An 18,322-nucleotide genomic window follows, 5' to 3' on the forward strand; every position below is an offset into this window, starting at 1 on the left:
GCCCTGCGGCCCGCGGCTTCCTCGCCCGGTGCGGTCGGACCGGCGCGGTGACTCCGGGCCGGTCCGGTGTCACCGCCGCGCGCCGACCGGGTGCCGCCCGCGGCCGGCGCGCGGCTCAGCGCACTTCCCTGATGCGGATCTGGTTGCCCGCCGGATCGCGGAAGGCGCAGTCGCGGACGCCGTAGGGCTGTTCGGTCGGCTCCTGGACGACCTCGGCGTCGCCTTCCTGCAGCTTCTGGAAGGTGCCGTCCAGGTCCCGGGTGGCCAGCAGGATCCAGCCGTAGGTGCCCTTGGCCATCATCTCGGCGATCGTGCGGCGCTCGTCGTCGGTGATGCCGGGGTCGGCGGCCGGAGGTGCCAGGAGGATGGAGGTGCCCGGCTGGTCGGCGGGCCCGACGGTGATCCAGCGCATCGTCCCGGAGCCCACGTCGGTGCGGACCTCGAAGCCGAGGGTGTCGCGGTAGAAGGCCAGCGAGGCGTCCGGATCGTCGTGCGGGAGAACGGTGGTGTGAATGCTGATGTCCATGGGGCTCACGCTAGCCCCGGCCCGCCGGGGGTGCTTCTCGATTCCTGACCGGTTGGTTCCCGGCCGGACGGCCCTCCGGCTGGTTCCTGACCGGCCTGGTCACCTGCTTGGCGACGCACGGCGGCAGCCCCGCCGGATCGTCCGCGGTGCGCCGCCGGTAGGCGCTGGGCGGCATGCCGACCAGTTCGGTGAAGCGGGTGCTGAAGGTGCCCAGCGACGAGCAGCCGACGGCGAAGCAGACCTCGGTGACGCTGAGGTCCCCGTGCCGCAGCAGCGCCATCGCGCGTTCGATGCGCCGGGTCATCAGGTAGGAGTACGGGGACTCGCCGTAGGCCTGCCGGAACTGGCGGCTGAGATGTCCGGCCGACATGTTCACGCCACGGGCGAGGGCCTCGACGTCCAGCGGTTGCGCGTACTCCCGGTCGATCCGGTCGCGCACCCGGCGCAGCCGTGCCAGGTCCCGCAGCTGCTGCGCCGAGGTCGATCTGTTCGTCACACGGGTGATGGTACGCCGCGCAGCGGCCGCGGCCCGGTGCGCCGGGCGGCGCGCGTGACCGCGAGCGGCGGCGGAACCGCGGGACGCCGGCCTGTCGCGGACGTGCTGCCCGGCGCTATAGCATCACCAGCCATGCCGAACGCTGACGAGCTGCTCGTCGACATCGCCGCCACGGTGGAGTCGGAGCAGACCAACCAGATGTCCCTCACCGTCGCGGTCCACGGAGCCGTCATCACCGGGCGGCTGGCCCCCGAGTCGGTGTGGAGGCAGCGAGTCGCCGAGGTCCTGCGGGACTCCGACCGGCTCGGCCCGTTCGCGGGCTCCTTCGTACCGGTCCTGGAGGACGCCGCGACCGCCGGATCCGAGGCACCCTCCTACCTGCACTTCCATGTCGCCCGGATCCTGCAGGGCTCGGTGGGCATCCCCGAGACGGGCGGGATGTACCGGATCGCCATCCGGGACGTGAGCGCCTGGACGGTGGGGGAGCTGCGGTACTCCGACCAGTGAGCGGAGGGCCCGGCGCGGAGGCGCGCGGGCGCGTCAGCGGGGCTTGCGGGCCAGAGCGCCGTACATGGCGATGTCCTCGTCCCGTACCTGCTCGTCCTCCGCGTCGGGCCGCCACTTGTGGACCTGCACCAGACCGGGCTCCACGAGGTCGAGCCCGGTGAAGAAGACGGCCGCCTCCTGGCGGGTGCGCAGCGCCATCGGCATCCCCTCCGACGCGTACTGCTCCGCGACCCGGCCCACCTCCTGCGGCGCGAAGTCCGCGGTGCCGATGGTCGCGGCCAGGTAGCTGCCGGGCGGCAGCGGGTCCAGCAGCCTGCGCAGCAGCCCGTGGTCGTCGTCGGACGGGTGGATGAAGTGCAGCATCCCGATGACCAGCAGCGCGATCGGCTCGCCGAGGTCCAGCGTCGCCCGGAACTCGGGCGAACCGAGGATCGCGTCCGGATCCCGCATGTCCGCGTGGACGTAGGTGGTGCGGCCCTGGGGGGTGCTGGCGAGCAGCGCCTGCGCGTAGTTCAGCACGATCGGGTCGTTGTCGACGTAGACGACCCGGGCGCCCGGCTCGACCGCCTGGACGACCTCGTGCAGGTTGGGCGAGGTGGGCAGCCCGGTGCCGATGTCCAGGAACTGCCGGATCCCGCACTCGCGCGCCAGATAGCGGCTCGCCCGGAGCATGAACGCCCGGTTGGCCCGCATGTGCACCGGCAGCGCGGGCCAGACCTCGATCATGGCCTCACCGGCGGCCACATCCGCCTCGTAGTGGTTCTTGCCGCCCAGGATGTAGTCGTAGACCCGTGCCGAGTGTGCCGTACCCGTGTTGAGCGGCCGCTGTCCGTCCCCGGTTTCCGTCATTGGTGCGCCCCAGACATTCCGCCCCGGTGGTCTGCCGGGGCAACGATCTCGTGGGCGACACTCTACGGCCGTCCACCGGGCGCCCGGTGCGCCGAGGTCGCCTCCGGGCGGCCGTCCCCGGCCGCCAACCGCCCTGCAAGCGGGCGGGGTTGCCGCGGAGCGCGGGCGGTGCCCGGCCCGGGCGGGCGGCGCGCCGCCCTCGCCCGGGACCCGCGGCCGGGGCGCCCCGTCCGGCGTCGGCGGGACGACGGAGGCGGCCGCCCGGGCGGCCGCCTGGTGCGCGCGAGGCGGCGCCCCGTGGGGACGACCCGCTGTCAGAGGTCCTTGGCCTTGTCGAAGAACTCCTCGAAGGTCAGGACGCCGTCGCCGTTCGCGTCCCGAGTGCTCACGATGGCCTCCGCGAGGCCCACGGTGTAGTGCAGGTCCCCCAGCTCCACCATGGCCTGCTGGAACTCGACCGGGGTGACGACCCCGTCGCCGTTCCGGTCGAACTTGTCAAAGGTCTTGCGTGCGTCCTCTATACCGGCCACGACAGCCCCTACCTCCGAGTGAATGTACCGACCACGTGCCCGTCGGCACGTGCCCTGCCACGCTATCCCCGCCGTGCGCACGTGCCTCGGGCGCCCCTGCTCCGCACCCGGGTACGTGTACGCCCGCGCTGCCCGTGGTAACCCGAGAAGGCCGCGGGTCGACGGCCCGGCGGTTCCGGGACGGACCCGGACGGTACGACGGAAGGGCGGACACACCATGCCTGTCGAGGGCGAGTACGCGCCGAGCCCCGAGCAGTGGGTGCGCGACCAGGTGGACCGGTACGAGCGCTCCGGCGGCCGGGAGGGCACCACGATGCGGGGCATGCCCGTCATCGTCCTGACCACCAGGGGGGCGAAGAGCGGCAAGGTCCGCAAGACGCCGCTGATGCGGGTGGAGCACGACGGACGGTACGCGGCGGTGGCGTCGCTGGGCGGGGCGCCCTCGCACCCGGTCTGGTACCGCAACGTGCTCGCCGATCCCCGGGTCGAGCTCCAGGACGGCCCGGTGCGGCTGGACATGACGGCCCGTGAGGTCACCGGGGAGGAGAAGGCCGTGTGGTGGGAGCGCGCCGTGGAGGCCTACCCCGACTACGCCGACTACCAGCGCAGGACCGACCGGGAGATCCCGGTCCTCGTCCTGGAACCCGCCCCCGAAGGGCACTGACCCCACCGCACACCCGGCGGACGACGCGGGGGCGGAGAAGGAGGCCGGGAGGCCATGGGTGAACAGCTCGGTCCGGCGGGCGTGCGCGTGCCGGACTCCCGCCTGGCCGCGGAGGCCACCGAACTGGTGCGCGACACCAGCAGCGACCTGATCTACGACCACTCGCGGCGGGTCTACTTCTTCGGCAGCCTCCTGGGAGGCGCGCGCGGGATCGGCCACGACGCGGAGCTGCTCTACATCGCGGCGCTCTTCCACGACGTCGGTCTCGGCGAGCCCTTCCACGGCAGCGGACGGCGCTTCGAGGTGGACGGCGCCCAGGAGGCCCGCCGCTTCCTGACCGCCCGCCAGATCCCCGAGGACCGCATCCGGCGGGTGTGGACCGCCGTCGCCCTGCACACGACGCCCGGCATCCCGGAGTTCATGGAGCCCGAGGTGGCGCTGGTGGCCGCCGGGGTGGAGTACGACGTGCTCGGCTCCGGGTACGGCGAGATCTCCGCCGCGGACCGCGAGGCCGTGGTCGCCGCACACCCGCGCCCGGCGTTCAGACAGGGCATCCTGCGGGCGTTCGCGGACGGTGTGCAGCCGAAGCCGGAGACGACGTTCGGCAACGTCAAGGCGGATGTCCTCGCCCACTACGATCCGCACTTCCGGCGCGGCGACTTCGTCCGCGCCGTCCTGGAATCACCCTGGCCGGAGTGAGCGCGGCCCGCACCGCCTGTCGCGGATCACGCCCGCAGCGCGCTCTCCCACGCCGCGGCGGCGGCCTCGCCCGCCCGGTCCCCGGCATCCGCTGCGCCGGGCACACCGAGTGCGGCCAGGCCACCGGCCAGCGCCGCCAGCGCGTCCCGCACGACCGCGCGGTCGGCCGACCGCCCGTAGTGGTTGACGCGCAGCACCTCGGCGGCCAGGGCACCGCCCGCGGCCTGCAGCGGTACACCCGGGTCCGCGGCGAGCGCCGCGGCGACCACCTCGCGTGCGTCGACGTCGTCCGCCGGGACGCGGAGCGTCGTAGCGGCCGGGGCCGCGTCCTGGTCCCGCGTCACATACGCGGCCAGCGCCGGGAGTTCCCGCACACCGGCGCGCGTCGCGGCCGACGCCGCCCGGTGCCGGGCGATCGAGGAGTCCAGGCCCTCCTCGAGCACCCGGTCGACGGCCGCTTCCAGGGCCAGCATCTCCAACTGCGCCGGGGCGTGCGGCAGCGCCTTCCGGCCGCCGTCCAGCCACCGCTCCTTCCAGTCCAGCAGCGACAGATAGGAGCGGCGGGGCGCGCTCTCGTTCGCGGCGATCCGGTCCCACGCGCGGGCGCTGACCGACACGGCGGACACCCCGGCCGGGCCGGCCAGCGCCTTCTGGCCACCGATGACGCACAGGTCCACGCCCCAGGCGTCGGTCAGCAGCGGCTCGGCCCCCACCGAGGCGACCGCGTCCAGCATCAGCAGCGCCCCGTGCTCGCGCACGACGGCGCCGATCTCGGCGACCGGGTTGGTGTTGCCGGTCGCCGCCTCCGCGTGGACGAGGCTCACCAGGCCGGTCTCCGGGTGCTCGCGCAGCGCCCGGGCCACCTCGTCCGCGCCGACGGCGCCGGTGAACGGAGCGGTCAGGGTGACGGCCTCCGCGCCGCACGACCGCAGCCAGCCGCCGAACGTCTCGCCGTAGGGCCCGGTGACCACGTTCAGTGCCGTACTGCCGCGCGGCGCCGCCGCACGGATGCACGCCTCCAGCGGGAGCAGCGCCTCGCCCTGCATCGCCACGACATCGCACCGGGTCCGCAGCAACGAGGCCACCTTGTCCTCGACGGCGGCGAAGTGCTCCGCGGTCAGGGGCGGCAGATCCAGCAGGGACGAATGCTCGGTGTTCGCGGTCACGGTCGCCTTCCAGCCATGACGGGCCGCATCCGGTCACGGCCCTGCTCCCGTCCGAGCCTACGTCCGCCGCGCGCCGTACCCTCTTCCGGCCCCGGCGCCCGCCCCCGCGGGGGCCGCCGCGCTACGCGGTCGGGCTGACGAGGAGCAGCGCCACGTCGTCGTGGTTCTCGGGGTTGCGCAGCGCTTCGAGGAGGAGGTCGCAGGTCTGCTCCAGAGAGTCGCCCGAGCCCGCGACCGGGCGCAGCAGACCGAGCAGCACCTCCAGCCGGTCCTCGATGTCGTCGCGCCGCGTCTCGATCAGACCGTCGGTGTAGAGGACGAGCAGGTCGCCCGGGCACAGGTCGACGGCGACCGTGCTGTGGGTGCCGCCGCCGATGCCCAGCGGGGTGCCGGTCGCCACCTCCACCAGCCGCGGCTCGCCCCGCGCCGGGACCAGCACGGGCGGCAGATGCCCCGCGGACGCGATCCGGCAGCGGTTCTCGCGCGGATCGTAGACGGCGTAGAGGCAGGTGGCGAAGTACGGATCGAGGCCGGTGGTGATCTGGTCGAGGTGGTGCAGCACCTCGGTCGGCTGCAGCGCCAGCCGCGCGAGGGTCTGGGTCGCGGTGCGCAGCCGGCCCATGGTGGCGGCCGCGTTGATGCCGCTGCCCATCACGTCGCCGACCACCAGCGCGGTGCGGTCCTCCGCCAGTTCGAGGACGTCGAACCAGTCGCCCCCGATCTCGCTGTGTGCTCCGGCCGGCTGGTACCGGGAGGCGATTCGCAGCCGGGTGGAGCCGGTGGCGGGCGTCGGCAGCAGGCTGCGCTGCAGCATCAGGGCGATACTGCGCTGCTGCCGGTAGAGCCGGGCGTTGTCGATGCAGACGGCGGCCCGCCCGGCCAGTTCGCAGGCCAGGATCGTGTCGTCGTGGTCGAAGGGCTTCGGGTTGCGGGTGCGCTTGAGGTCGAGCGCACCCAGCACCTCGCCGCGGGCGATCAGCGGGACTGCGAGGTAGGAGTGGACGCCCGCCTTGGCGAGGAGCCCGGCGGCGTGCCCGTCGCGGGCGATCCTGCCCAGGTCCTCCTCCTGGACGGCCGGTACGGAGACGGGCTGCCCCGTGGCGACGCAGCGGGTCACGAGCCGCTCGGCGCCGTACCGGGCCACCTGCCCGGTCGGGTCGGCCGCCTCGACCGCGACCGTGGGGTAGCCGGCGACCAGCGCGAGGGCGCGGAAGGTGGCGCTCCCCTCCGCGGAGATGCCCGCGGGCCGGTCCCGCACGGCTGCGTCCAGTACGTCGACGGCGGCGATGTCGGCCAGCTCGGGGACGGTGATCTCGGCGAGTTCGCGCGCGGTCTGCTCCAGGTCGAGCGTGGTGCCGATCCGTACGGAGGCCTCGGCCAGGTGCGAGAGGCGCTCCCGGGCCAGCTCGGCCTGGAGCGCGGCCTGGTGCCGGGCGGTGATGTCGGTGACGGAGATGGAGAGGCCCAGCGGACGCCCGCCGGAGTCGTCGAGCCGGTAGACGGAGACGGACCAGGCGTGGCCGCGTCCCCCCGGGGTCTCGCTGCCCAGCACCTCCCGGTCGATGACCGGCTCGCCCGTCTCCAGGACCCGGCGCAGCACCGTGTCCGCTTCCCGCGCGTGGGTCGGGGGCAGGACGTCGCGCACCATCCTGCCCAGGTGCCCCTCCTCGTCGACCCCGTCGAGGCGGGTGAGGGCGGGGTTGACCGAGACATAGCGCAGGTCGGTGTCCATGACCGCGATGCCCATCGGGGACTGCCGGATGAGCAGCGTGGAGAAGGCCAGGTCGCGCTCGACCTCGCGGAGCGCGGCCCGGTCCGTGACCAGCGCCAGCGCGTAGCGGGCGCCCTGGTCGTCGTGCAGCCGCATGTTGCGGAACTCCAGCTGGCGGATCCGGCCGTCCTTGCACACGACGGGGAAGACGCCCGCCCAGCTCCTGCCCTCCCGGATCACCTCGTCGAAGAGGCGGAGGACGAGCGCGGTGCTCTGCTCCGGCACCAGCAGCGGAGCCGCGTACCGGCCCAGGGCCTCCGCCGCCGAATATCCGAACAACTGCTCGGCCTGCGGACTCCACAGGACGATGCGCCCCTGCGCGTCCAGCAGCACGGCGCCGACCGCCAGCACATCCAGGAGCCCACCGGGCGGGGAGAGGCTGACCCCCGGCACCCCGCCGGTGTCACCCTCGGGCGGCTCCTCGCGGTTCGTCACGACGCCGGCTACCTCCCTGGACGGGGCCGTACCCTCCCATCCTCCCTCCCGGACCGCCGTCGTGCTCCCCGGCGGGGCCGGGATTCCGCCGTAGGCCGACTTAGAAGCCTTGTCTGCCCGGCCCGCCCTCCGGGCGGACGACGCTCCTTCGAAGACCCTCCCCGGGGCGCGGTCAGTCCGGGGCCGCGCCCGGTGCCGGTGCCGGTGCGCCGTCCGGGGGCCGCGGCGGCTCGAAGTGCCGGCGCGCGCGGTCGTGCGCCGCGGCGGGTGCGCCGAGCGCGTCCAGGCCCAGCAGAGCGGCCCCGAGCACCGGGCGGGCCCGCACCACACGGGGGACGGCACGCGGGGCGCGTGCCGCCAGCAGCCGGGTGACCCGGTCGTCCAGCAGAGCCTGGCCCGCGGCGAGGACACCCCCGCCGAGCAGCACCGGGACCTCCTCCGTCAGCAGGTCCAGCTCGCGCAGGGCCACCACCGCCATCGTGACCACCTCTTCGGCCATTCGTGCGACCAGCCCGTCCGCCACCACGTCTCCCCGGCCGGCCACCGCGAAGAGCACCGGCACCAGCTCCAGCCGCCGCTCCCAGGCGATACGCCCCAGATGTACGGCCTCGATCAGCGCGCGCACCGACCCCAGACCGAAGTGCGCGGGCACGGCCGTACGCAGCAGGGTGGGCTCACCCCGGCCGTCCTCGGCGCGCGCCGCGTGCCACAGCGCCTCCTCGCCCAGCCCCCCGCCGCCGCCCCAGTCCCCGGAGAGCCGTCCCAGAGCGGGGAAGCGCGCGGTGCGCCCGTCGGACCGGACCCCGACGCAGTTGATCCCGGCGCCGCACACGACGGCCACCCCGCGGGGTGCCGCCTCGCCGTCCCGCGCGGTGATCCCGGCGCGCAGCACGGCGAACGTGTCGTTGTGCACGACCACCCGCCGCCCCCAGCCGCGCGCGGCGAGCGCCGCGGCCAGGGCCTCCTCCTCGACGGGCAGGTCGGCGTTGGCCAGGCAGGCCGTCACCTGCCGCACGGGAGCGGCCGCGCCGCCCGGCCCGGCCGCGGCGTGCGCCCGCTCGACGGCCTCGGCGAGGACGTCCACGGCGGCGTCGACCCCCACGGAGGGTGGGCGGAATCCGCCGCCGCGGCCGGTGCCCAGCACGCTGCCGTCGGCACCGAGCAGCGCCACATCGGTCTTGCTGTTGCCCGCGTCCACGGCGAGGAGAGCGGGTGAGGGGCGCCCGGCGCCCGGCGTGCGGTCCGGGGACCCGGCAGCGCCCGCGGCGGCGGACGCCGCGGGCGGCGGTCCGGCGGCAGGCGCCGCGGAACGGGCTCGGCTCAGGCCCACGCGAGGTGCTCCTTGTTGTGCGCCAGGAGCCGGTCGGCCAGCCGTTCGGCCCGGTCGAACTGGCCGACGAGGGGGTGCGCGAGCAGTGCGGCGAGTACCCGGTCGCGGCCGCCGTGCAGCGCGGCGCGCAGGGCCAGTTCCTCGTAGGCGGCCGTGTGCGAGACGAGCCCGGCGAACTGCGGGTCGAGCGCGGGCACCGGCAGGGGATGGGCGCCCTCCCGGTCGATCCGGGCCTGGGTCTCGATCACCGCGTCGTCCGGCAGGAAGGGCAGTGTTCCCCGGTTGAGGGTGTTGACCGCCTGGTGGGTGCTGCCGCCTGCGCGCAGCAGGGAGGCGGCCAGGTCGACGGCTGCCTCCGAGTAGTAGGCACCGCCGCGGCGGGCCAGCAGCGCGGGCTTGGTGTCCAGGGCCGGGTCGGCGTACATCTCCAGCAGCTCCCGCTCCAGCGCGGCCACTTCCGCTGCCCGGGTGGGCCCTTCCCGCTGGGTGCGCACCACCTCGTCGTGTGCGTAGTAGTAGCGCAGGTAGTAGGACGGCACCGCACCCAGGTGCTCGACCAGCGTGCGGGGCAGCCGCACGTCCTCGGCGACGGCCGCGCCGTGCTCGGCCAGCAGGCGGGGCAGCACGTCGGTGCCGTCCGGGCCGCCGAGCCGGACGCCCAGCTCCCAGGTGAGGTGATTGAGCCCGACGTGCTCCAGATGCACCTGGGAGGGAGCGGTCTCCAGCAGCCGCGCGAACTTCCGCTGGAAGCCGATGGCCACGTTGCACAGCCCGACCGCCTTGTGCCCGGCGCCGAGCAGCGCGCGGGTGACGATGCCGACCGGGTTGGTGAAGTCGATGATCCAGGCGTCGGGGTTGCCGCGCCGCACCCGGTCGGCGATGTCCAGCACGACCGGCACGGTGCGCAGCGCCTTGGCCAGCCCTCCGGCGCCGGTGGTCTCCTGGCCGACGCAGCCGCACTCCAGCGGCCAGGTCTCGTCCTGTTCCCTGGCGGCCTGGCCGCCCACCCGCAGCTGGAGCAGCACCGCGTCCGCGCCGTCCACACCGGCCTCCAGGTCGTCCGTCGCGGTGACGGTGCCGGGGTGGCCCTGCCGGGCGAGGATTCGCCGGGCCAGGCCGCCGACGCGGGTCAGCCGGTCGGCCGCCGGATCGATCAGGGCCAACTCGTCGACCGGCAGCACGTCGCGCAACTGTGCGAAGCCGTCGACGAGTTCGGGTGTGTAGGTCGAGCCTCCGCCGACCACGGCCAGTTTCATGTCTCTCCGTCCTGTGCTCCGGTGCGGGTGACGCCTCGGGAAAGGTCCGTGCGCAAGAAGGCGGTGGCGCGGTACGGCGCGCCGCCGCACGCTCAGCCGGTGTCGAACACGTCGTCACGGGCCCGCGCCAGGGCGGACAGCAGCGCCCCGGCCAGGACCGGGTCGTCCGCCGGCTCGCTCAGCCGCAGCAGCGGCCGCGGCAGCGCCAGCCCGGTCAGTTCGCGCTCCACCAGCGCGCGCAGCTCCTCCCCTCCGGCGCGCGGTACGGCGCCGGACAGCACGACCAGAGGCGGGTCGAGGACCGCGGCAAGGACGGCGATCCCGTCGGCCAGCCTGCGCCCGGTCTCGGCCCGCACCCGCGGGTCGGCCAGCGCCTCGGCCGGCGGTGCGCCGCCCGCGAGGCGGCGCACCGCCGGTACCGAGACCAGGCTCTGGAATCCGCCCCCGGCGTCGGCCCCCGCGTACGCGCCCGGGCCGCCGCGGGCGAGCGGAGCCCCGGGCAGCGGCATGTAGCCGAGCTCGCCCGCCCCGCCCGTCGCCCCGCGCAGCAGGACGCCGTCGACGAAGACGGCGGCGCCGATGCCCTCGTCGACCCACAGCAGGACGAAGTCGTCGTGGCCCCGGGCGGCGCCCGTGTGCCGTTCCGCCAACGCCGCGAGATTCACGTCGTTCTCGATGGCCACCGGACCGCCCAGCGCTTCGGAGAGCTCGGTGTGCAGAGTGCGGGAATGCCGGCCGGGCAGATGCGGCGCGTAACGCAGCTCGCCCGAGTGGGGGTCGATCGCACCGGGGGTCCCGACGACGGTGGTGTGCGGGCGGTGCTGCTCCGAGCCCGCCTCCCGCAGCGCGCGGTCCACGGCTTCACCGACCAGCCGCGCGGTCCGGTCGCGGGGCTCTCCGGCCGTCGGCTCCGCCGCCACCCGGGCCCGGCCGACGACGGTGCCCGCGATGTCGGCGACCACCGCGGAGACGCCCCGGAGGTCCGCGGAGAGCGCGGCCACCCGGCCGACCGTCGGGTCGATCTCGTACAGCAGCGCGTCGGGGCCGGGCCTGCCGCGCTCCTTGCTGCGAGTGCGCACCAGGCCCGTCTCCGTGAGCCGGCCCAGGAGCTGGGAGGCGGTCGGTTTGGACAGGCCGGTCAGTGCGCTGATCCGGGTCCGGGTGAGCGGGCCGTGCGCCACGAGCAGGTCGAGTGCGGCGCGGTCGTTCATGGCACGCAGCACGCGCGGGGTGCCCGGGGTGCCGTTACCGCTGCGAACGGTCGGTGCGGCCATGGCGGTGCCCTGTCTGTCCGGTCCGGCCGTCCGGCGCGGTACCGCACGCACGGCCGGAATACGTCAGGAAGGTTTCCTGTCGGTTCCGGGAATCTAGGACTCCCGCAACCGCTCGGTCAATGGGCCGGTCACGACAGCCGTCCGCGTCTCCCGGAAGCGCGGGCCGGACCGGCCGGGGCGGCCGCGGGCGGCAGGCAGGATCCGGCGCCGGCCCCGCCGCCCGCGGGCACGGTCACCCCGCTGCCGTCTCCTTCGGCCGGGTGAGGTCGTAGAACGTGGCGTCGCCTGCCTGCACCTCGGTGTACTTCTCCGCCACCCACGAACTGATCCGCGCGGAGGTGCCCCGGTCCCCTCCGGGGCCGCCCCGGGAACCTGCGATGAAGTAGTGGATCCGCCCCTGCTCCACATACGTCTCGAACTGCGCGAGCGTGGGCGAGGGGTCGGTTCCGTTGAAGCCGCCGATCGCCATCACCGGCAGCCCGGTGGAGAGCTGGTAGCTCGCCGCGTTCTGCGAGCCGACGGCGGCCGCCGCCCAGGTGTAGGACCCGGAGTCCGCGCGCAGCAGCGCCGCCGCCTTCGCCGAGACCCGGCTGCCGTTGAGCAGCCCGCCCATCCCGCCGCCGGGGCCGCCCTTGCCGCCGCCCCGGCCGGTTCCCTGTCCGGGCCCGCCGGGACCGGGCGGCAGACCGGGCCCGGCGGCGGCGCCCCGCTGAGTACCCTTTCCGCCGCCCGGAGGGCCCTGCTGAGCCTGCCCGCGGCCCGGCCCCGCGCCCTGGCCGGTTCCGGGAGCCGGGCGCTCCATGCCCGGGCCCGGCATGCCCCTGCCCCCGCCCCGCATGCCGGGTGGCCCGCCCCTGCTCACCGCGGGGCCCGCCGTGACGATCGAGCCGGTGTGCGGCGTACCGACGGTGCTCACCGTGTAGGCCACCGGTCCGGCGACCGCGGCGAGCAGTCCCAGCGCCGCGACCGCGGCACCCAGGGTGCGGGGCAGCACGGCGGCCGCCAGCAGTCCGCAGGCCGCCGCCGCGCCCGCGGCCGGTACGGCCCAGCGCAGCCACGGGAACCAGTCCGGCGCCCGGCCCAGCAGGACGAACGCCCAGCCCGCCGTCCCGGCGACCGCCGCCGCCAGGACCGCGTTCCGCAGCGGCCGGCTCGGCTCCCGCCACAGCGTGGCGGCCCCCAGGGCCACCACGGCCGCGATATAGGGCGCCAGTGCGACGGTGTAGTAGTCGTGGAAGATCCCGGACATGAAGCTGAAGGTCGCAGCCGTGCTCAGCAGCGAGCCGCCCCACAGCAGGAACGAGGCCCGCAGCGGTTCCGTGCGGGACGCCCTCCCCGCCAGCACCAGCCCCGCGACCAGGAACAGCAGGGCGGCCGGCAGCAGCCACGAGATCTGACCGCCCGCGGTGTCGCTGAACAGCCGCCCCAGGCCTGTCTGCCCCCAGGCGCCGCCGCCGCGACCGTCTCCGCCTCCGACGCTGCCGGTCTCGTCGCCGGTCAGCCGGCCGAAGCCGTTGTAGCCGAAGGTCAGCTCCAGGAAGCTGTTCTCCTGCGAGCCGCCGATGTAGGGGCGCGAGGCGGCGGGCCACAGCTCCACGAGGGCGACCCACCAGCCCGCGGTGACCAGGGTGGTCAGTCCGCCGCACAGCAGCTGCCCGATCCGGTTCCGCAGCCGGGTCGGTCCGCAGACCAGGTAGACCAGCGCCGCGACCGGCAGGATCAGCCACGCCTGCAGCGCCTTGGCCAGGAAGCCCGCTCCGAAGCAGGCTCCGGCCAGGACCAGCCACCTGGTGCGGCCGTCCTCCACGGCCCGGCCCATGCACCACAGTGCCGCCACCATCAGCAGGCACAGCAGCGCGTCCGGATTGTTGAAGCGGAACATCAGGGCCGCCACCGGAGTGAGGGCCAGCAGCGCCCCGGCGAGCAGCCCGGAGGCGGGCCCGGTGCGGCGGCGTACCGCTGAGTACAGCACGCCGACGGACGCGACGCCCAGCAGCGCCTGCGGCACCAGGATCTGCCAGGACCCCAGGCCGAAGAGCCGGACGGAGAGGCCCATCGGCCACAGCGCGGCCGGCGGTTTGTCGACGGTGATGGCATTGCCCGCGTCGAGCGATCCGAACAAGAACGCCTTCCAGCTCGTGCCACCCGCCTGGGCGGCGGCCGAGTAGAAGGAGTTGGCGTAGCCCGAAGAGCCGAGGCCGTACAGGTACAGCACGGCGGTGACGGCCAGCAGCGTCCAGAACGCGGGGGACTCCCAGCGCGGCCGCCCGGCCCGTCGGTGCCGTGCCCGGGCCCTGATCTGCTCGCCGAGGCCGCCCCGGCGCCCGGCTGTGGAGCCGGGGCCGGGGAGCGGCGCCTCCGCCGCGCTGCCGGAAGGATGGAGGGTGGTCATACTGGAGTCCGCTTTCTTTCAGTCCGTTGTGACGCGACGGGCGCGCAGCCGCGGCCGCGGCTGCCCGTGCGGCTCGGGACGAGAAGCACGGCCGCCGGCTCCGCGCCGGGCCGTCGGCCGGAAGGGCCACCGTCCCGTCCGCGGCGGGCCGGTCCTGGTGTCCGGTGGCGCGGGCGGCCGGGGTCTCGGCGAGCATGGGTCCGAACCTCGCGAACTGCCCTGTCATCCACCTGTGCTGGACCTGTGCGGCGGCTGTGACTGCCGCTCCGGCACCGCGCCCGGCGGGTTCCGGGGTGCCCGCACCGCGCGGGGCGGGTGAGGCGGGCCTGTCCGCGGCGGGTACGGAGGGATAAACTCCTACCGGCCCTTGACGGCGGCGGGCGATTCCCGCAGAGCCGGGCGGCAAAAGTGCCGAACTTGTGGAGTGAAACGTGGCTTCGACCCCCGCCCCAGAGCGGTCGTGCCGGTGCGGAGCGGCGCAGTGACCGGCGAGCCTCCCGGCGGCCGCAGCGGGCCGCCCGGCGCCGGGGCGGTGGGGGAGGTCATCGAGCTGCTGGAAGTCCTGTGGGAGCACGGCCGCGACGCGGTCTCCTCCTCCCCGGTCTCCGCCTCCCAACTGCGCGTCCTCTACTGCCTGGACCGGGAGGAGGGGATGAATCTGCGCATGCTGGGGGAGATGCTGGGTTCGGCTCCCTCGTCGGTCAGCCGGCTGTGCGACCGCCTCCAGGCGCTCGGCTTCCTGGAGCGGCTGCCCAGTCAGGTCAGCCGACGGGAGCTGGAACTGCATCTGACCCACCAGGGCCGCAAGTACCTCGGCGAGCTGCGGCTCCGCCGCGAGGAGGCGCTGACCGCGACGCTGGAGGCGATGCCGCCCAAGGCGCGCACCGTGCTCTACGAAGGGCTCAGGGCGTTCCGAGAGGCGACCGAGGGCACGGCCCCGCTCGCCCGGCTCACCGCCGTGCGGGAGATCGACGACCGCTCGGCCTGATCCGCTCGCCGCCGGTGCGCCGACGCCCCGCGCCGGGCGTCGGCGCGGGGCGTCGCGTTCCGACCGAGGGCGGGGCCCGCAGGCCCCGCCGGGCCGGCTGCGTCGTCAGCCCGGTTCCGCCGCCAGCTCGCCGCTGAGGGTGTGGTCGCGCAGATGGTGCATCAGCGAGATGAGGACGTCCCGGCTGGATTCGCGCCGCCGCGCGTCGCAGACCACGATCGGCACACTCGTCGGCAGGTCGAGCGCCGACCGCAGTTCCTCGGTCGGGTAACTGGCCGAGTCCGGGAAGGCGTTGACGGCGATGACGAACGGCACCCCCGCCTCCTCCAGCCTTCCGATCACGTCGAAGCTGACTTCCAGCCGCCGGGTGTCGACCAGCACCACGGCACCCAGCGCGCCTTCGAACAGCCCGTTCCACAGGAACCAGAAGCGCTGCTGCCCGGGCGTGCCGAAGAGGTAGAGCACCAGTTCCTCGTTGAGGCTGATCCGGCCGAAGTCCATCGCCACGGTTGTCGCGGACTTGTGTTCGACCCCGGCGAGGTCGTCGATGCCGGTGCTCGCCCGGGTCATCGTCTCCTCGGTGGTCAGCGGCCTGATCTCGCTGACCGAGCGGACCAGCGTCGTCTTGCCGACGCCGAACCCGCCGACGATGACGATCTTGACCGCGGACGAAGCGGAGGAGGGAAGCCGGTCGGCCTCCCGTGGCTCCATGACCGTGTCAGAGCTTTTGGAGTCCATCGATTACCGCCTCAATCAATGCGATGTCGGGAAGAGAGCTGGCGGGTTCGCGTGCCTCGACCCGCCCGTCGGCCAGCAAGTCGTCGAGCAGCACACCGGTCGCACTGGAGGGCAGGGCCAGATGCGCGGAGATCTCGGCGACGGAGAGCGGTGAGCGGCAGATCCGCAGAATGGCGGCCAGTTCCGGCTGCATCCCCACCCCGGGTTCCTCCCGCGAGACGATCAGCGTCACCAGGTCGAGCCGGGACCCCGCGGAGTCCGCCTCCCGCCCCCCGGTGATCACATACAGCCGCTCCGGGCCGCTCTCCTCCCAGCCGGGGCCGTTCTCGCTCACGGCACCTGCCCGTCGGTCCGTGGCGGGCTGGTCAGATGAGCACCGATCCGGGCCACCAGATCGCGCATGCACTGGCCGACCAGCCCGGCGTCCACCCCTTCGTCCGCGAGCACGGCGAGGTGCGCTCCGGCGCCGGCGGCCATCAGGTACATGAAGCCGCCGCTCACCTCGATCACCACCATCCGCATCCGGCCGTCGCTCTGCGGGAACTCGGCGGCCACCGCGCCGGAGAGGCTCTGCAGACCCGAGCCGATCGCCGCGATCCGGTCCGCGGTGTCGACGTCGGTGTCGTACCGGGCCATGCACAGGCCGTCCGAGGACAGCACCACTATGTGACGGGTCTGCGGGACGCTCTCGGCAAGGTCCTTAAGCATCCAGTCCATGTCCGCGCGGTGATCCATCGGCTACTCATCCTTGTCTGACGTGTCGCTGTTGCCGCGAGCCGGGTCCGGCGCCGGTCTGTCGCCGTGCAGCCCGCTGTGGAGTTCGGCCATCCATACGCCGGGTGCGGGTTCCTCGTGTGCGGTGGCGGCGGGGCCCGGGCGCGCCGGGCGCGGGGACGCCGCGGGTCCTCCGTCTGCGCGCGGCCGGCGGCGCCTGCGCTGCGGCAGGCCGCTCGGCGTCCGCTCCGGCGCCTCGTCCTGCTCCCCGTCGGCCGCGGCCCCGGCATCCGGGTGCGCCGCGGGGGCGGTTCCGGCGCCGGATGGGGCGGGGGCGGCCTCCCGGCGCGGCACCGTGTCGGCCGCCGCGCGGTGCTCTGCCGGCTCCGGCCGCGGGCCGTCGGTGGACAGCGGCCGGAGTCCGGAGGCGGCGCCGATGCCGTGCGCGCGGCCCTCGGCCGGGGCGGTGGTGATGAGGCTCTGCGGCACGGTCAGCACCGCGCGGACGCCCCCGTAGGCGGAGGGCGGCAGCGAGACCTGGAAGTCGTAGGCCTGCGCCAGCCGGCCGACCACGGCCAGGCCCAGTCGCGGCGACTCGCCCAGGTCGTTCAGGTCGATGCCGGCCCGAGCCTCCTTCAGCATGCGCTCGGCGCGGGCGCGGGCCTCCTCGCTCAGGCCGACCCCGCCGTCCTCGATCTCGACCGCGATGCCCATGTGCACCTCGACAGCGGTGAGATGGACGCGGGTCTTGGGGGGCGAGTAGCGGGTGGCGTTGTCGAGCAGTTCGGCCAGTGCGTGGATGAGCGGTTCGACGGCCGGGCCGACGACGGCCACCTCGGCGACGGAGTGCAGTTCCACCCGCTGGTACTCGAGGATCCGGGACATCGCGCCGCGCAGCACGCTGTACAGCGGGACTGCCCGGTTCCACTGGCGGCCGGGCCGGGCGCCGCCGAGAACGGCGATGCTGTCGGCGAGGCGGCCGATGAGCGCGGTGCCGTGGTCCAGCCGGAGGAGGTCGGTGAAGAACTTGGGCTCGTTGCCGTGCCGGTCCTCCATGGTGCGCAGGTCGGTCGCCTGCTGGTGCACGATGGCCTGGACCCGGCGGGCGACGTTGACGACGCCGCGCTGCGCCGAGTCGCGCATGGTCTCCTCGGACTGCACGGCTTCCACGACGGAGCGCAGCAGGGCCTCGTGGGCTGTGCGGAACCGGGGGCCGAGTCCGCCGTCGACGGGGTAGGAGCGCAGTACGTCCTGGGAGAACTCGCCCTCCTCCAGCCTCGCCACCGCGCGCGGCAGCACCTCCTCGGCCAGCCGTACGGTGGCGGCCTCCTGCTCCGCCAGGTGCCTGCGCAGATCCGCCTCGCGTGCTGCGGCCTCGGCGCGGAAACGTTCCGACTCGGCCCCGCGGCGCACGAGTTCAGCCGTGACACCCGCGAGGACGGCGGCCGCCACGGCGCCGCACACCAGGACCGCGACGCGGGAGGCGGGCGGGACGAGTGCCGCGGCGAGCACGGTGGCCAGGACCACGAGGACGGTGGGGACCCACCACACCGTTCTGGAAGCGGGCCTTCGACTTCCGGACGACACTTCGCGACGGACCATCAGCACCCTCTCAACAGCATAAGATCGACAACCCGACCAGTGATGCGTGGCACCAGGCGGCACGACTGCCGGCCCGCCGTACGCGGAACCCCGTTGCGGGGGAAGGACTCTGGCCGCGGCCTGGTCGTTGTGGCGTCAACTCGCAGAACCGGTCGCAGGATAGCCCTTTCCGATCTTCGTACGCACATGCCGTTCGCATAGTCGGACGAACGTCTCTCCGTTCCGCTGTCCGGAGTGCGCGCCCCCGGTGGTGGACCGGCGGGATCGGGGCCGCCGCGGCCCGGCGCCGCCGGTCGGCGCCTCCGCGGCGCGGCCTCCGGTCCGGGACGGCGACAGCGCCCGCCCGGCCATGCCCCAGGATGCCGCCCCGGTCCCGTCGGGGGCA

At 74.6% G+C, this 18,322-nt stretch carries 18 protein-coding genes; 4 read left to right on the forward strand and 14 right to left on the reverse strand.

All coding sequences use genetic code 11. From position 1 onward, the window contains the following. Positions 1–115: 115 nt before the first annotated feature. Entirely contained in the window at positions 116–526 is a 411-nt protein-coding gene (locus ACFYMO_RS04805; protein WP_360303288.1) for a VOC family protein, read from the reverse strand. Between the two features lie 10 nt (positions 527–536). Next, positions 537–1,022, reverse strand: a complete 486-nt coding sequence (locus ACFYMO_RS04810; RefSeq protein WP_366770080.1) for a helix-turn-helix transcriptional regulator — start codon at positions 1,020–1,022, stop codon at positions 537–539. Between the two features lie 132 nt (positions 1,023–1,154). On the opposite strand from ACFYMO_RS04810, the gene ACFYMO_RS04815 reads away from it, so the two are divergent. Beyond that, positions 1,155–1,529 carry a hypothetical protein gene (locus tag ACFYMO_RS04815; protein ID WP_366770079.1) on the forward strand — a complete coding sequence of 125 codons (375 nt, stop codon included), beginning with the start codon at positions 1,155–1,157 and terminating at the stop codon, positions 1,527–1,529. A 33-nt stretch (positions 1,530–1,562) separates the two neighbouring features. Here the strand turns inward: ACFYMO_RS04815 and ACFYMO_RS04820 are convergent, their stop codons facing one another. Both ACFYMO_RS04820 and ACFYMO_RS04825 read right to left on the reverse strand, forming a co-directional pair. Beyond that, complete coding sequence (locus ACFYMO_RS04820) at positions 1,563–2,378, reverse strand: SAM-dependent methyltransferase (RefSeq protein ID WP_366770078.1); 816 nt, start codon at positions 2,376–2,378, stop codon at positions 1,563–1,565. A gap of 314 nt (positions 2,379–2,692) precedes the next feature. Beyond that, positions 2,693–2,908 (reverse strand): EF-hand domain-containing protein, encoded by a 216-nt coding sequence (locus ACFYMO_RS04825; protein WP_019357226.1) that lies wholly within the window; start codon positions 2,906–2,908, stop codon positions 2,693–2,695. 217 nt (positions 2,909–3,125) lie between these two features. Between ACFYMO_RS04825 and ACFYMO_RS04830 the strand changes: the two genes are divergently transcribed. After that, a complete protein-coding gene (locus tag ACFYMO_RS04830) occupies positions 3,126–3,572 on the forward strand; it encodes a nitroreductase family deazaflavin-dependent oxidoreductase (RefSeq protein WP_388544251.1) in 447 nt (148 codons plus the stop codon). 54 nt (positions 3,573–3,626) lie between these two features. Then, a complete protein-coding gene (locus ACFYMO_RS04835) occupies positions 3,627–4,271 on the forward strand; it encodes an HD domain-containing protein (RefSeq protein ID WP_366770076.1) in 645 nt (214 codons plus the stop codon). Positions 4,272–4,297: 26 nt separating this feature from the next. On the opposite strand, the gene ACFYMO_RS04840 is transcribed toward ACFYMO_RS04835, so the two are convergent. The 6 genes from ACFYMO_RS04840 to ACFYMO_RS04865 all read right to left on the reverse strand — a co-directional run bounded on the left by ACFYMO_RS04840 (position 4,298) and on the right by ACFYMO_RS04865 (position 13,895). Next, positions 4,298–5,437, reverse strand: coding sequence for an aminotransferase class V-fold PLP-dependent enzyme (locus ACFYMO_RS04840; protein ID WP_366770075.1), 1,140 nt, complete (start codon positions 5,435–5,437; stop codon positions 4,298–4,300). A 121-nt stretch (positions 5,438–5,558) separates the two neighbouring features. Beyond that, entirely contained in the window at positions 5,559–7,643 is a 2,085-nt protein-coding gene (locus ACFYMO_RS04845; RefSeq protein WP_366770074.1) for a SpoIIE family protein phosphatase, read from the reverse strand. A 172-nt stretch (positions 7,644–7,815) separates the two neighbouring features. Further along, positions 7,816–8,973 (reverse strand): BadF/BadG/BcrA/BcrD ATPase family protein, encoded by a 1,158-nt coding sequence (locus ACFYMO_RS04850; protein ID WP_366770073.1) that lies wholly within the window; start codon positions 8,971–8,973, stop codon positions 7,816–7,818. Further along, a complete protein-coding gene (locus ACFYMO_RS04855; RefSeq protein ID WP_366770072.1) occupies positions 8,964–10,229 on the reverse strand; it encodes a 6-phospho-beta-glucosidase in 1,266 nt (421 codons plus the stop codon). Before ACFYMO_RS04855 ends, ACFYMO_RS04850 begins: the two co-directional genes overlap by 10 nt. Positions 10,230–10,321: 92 nt before the next feature. Beyond that, on the reverse strand, positions 10,322–11,503 hold the full coding sequence (locus ACFYMO_RS04860) for an ROK family transcriptional regulator (protein WP_388544256.1): 1,182 nt from the start codon (positions 11,501–11,503) through the stop codon (positions 10,322–10,324). 232 nt (positions 11,504–11,735) lie between these two features. Then, on the reverse strand, positions 11,736–13,895 hold the full coding sequence (locus ACFYMO_RS04865) for an ArnT family glycosyltransferase (protein WP_388544259.1): 2,160 nt from the start codon (positions 13,893–13,895) through the stop codon (positions 11,736–11,738). Positions 13,896–14,376: 481 nt separating this feature from the next. On the opposite strand from ACFYMO_RS04865, the gene ACFYMO_RS04870 reads away from it, so the two are divergent. Then, positions 14,377–14,883: a MarR family transcriptional regulator gene (locus ACFYMO_RS04870; RefSeq protein ID WP_366770069.1), complete on the forward strand. Its 507-nt coding sequence runs from the start codon at positions 14,377–14,379 to the stop codon at positions 14,881–14,883. Between the two features lie 105 nt (positions 14,884–14,988). Here the strand turns inward: ACFYMO_RS04870 and ACFYMO_RS04875 are convergent, their stop codons facing one another. The 4 genes from ACFYMO_RS04875 to ACFYMO_RS04890 are packed head-to-tail and all read right to left on the reverse strand — an operon-like array spanning position 14,989 to position 17,937. Further along, complete coding sequence (locus ACFYMO_RS04875; protein ID WP_366770068.1) at positions 14,989–15,621, reverse strand: ATP/GTP-binding protein; 633 nt, start codon at positions 15,619–15,621, stop codon at positions 14,989–14,991. Then, positions 15,602–15,955: a DUF742 domain-containing protein gene (locus tag ACFYMO_RS04880; protein WP_366770067.1), complete on the reverse strand. Its 354-nt coding sequence runs from the start codon at positions 15,953–15,955 to the stop codon at positions 15,602–15,604. The genes ACFYMO_RS04875 and ACFYMO_RS04880 overlap by 20 nt, the downstream gene beginning before the upstream one ends. Next, the gene (locus ACFYMO_RS04885; RefSeq protein WP_078534820.1) at positions 15,952–16,356 is read right to left on the reverse strand and encodes a roadblock/LC7 domain-containing protein; all 405 of its coding nucleotides are present in this window, start codon (positions 16,354–16,356) and stop codon (positions 15,952–15,954) included. Before ACFYMO_RS04885 ends, ACFYMO_RS04880 begins: the two co-directional genes overlap by 4 nt. 3 nt (positions 16,357–16,359) lie before the next feature. Then, positions 16,360–17,937: an ATP-binding protein gene (locus ACFYMO_RS04890; RefSeq protein WP_366770066.1), complete on the reverse strand. Its 1,578-nt coding sequence runs from the start codon at positions 17,935–17,937 to the stop codon at positions 16,360–16,362. Positions 17,938–18,322 lie beyond the last annotated feature (385 nt).

This window comes from Streptomyces sp. NPDC007025 (assembly GCF_042869455.1).
GTDB lineage: Bacteria > Actinomycetota > Actinomycetes > Streptomycetales > Streptomycetaceae > Streptomyces.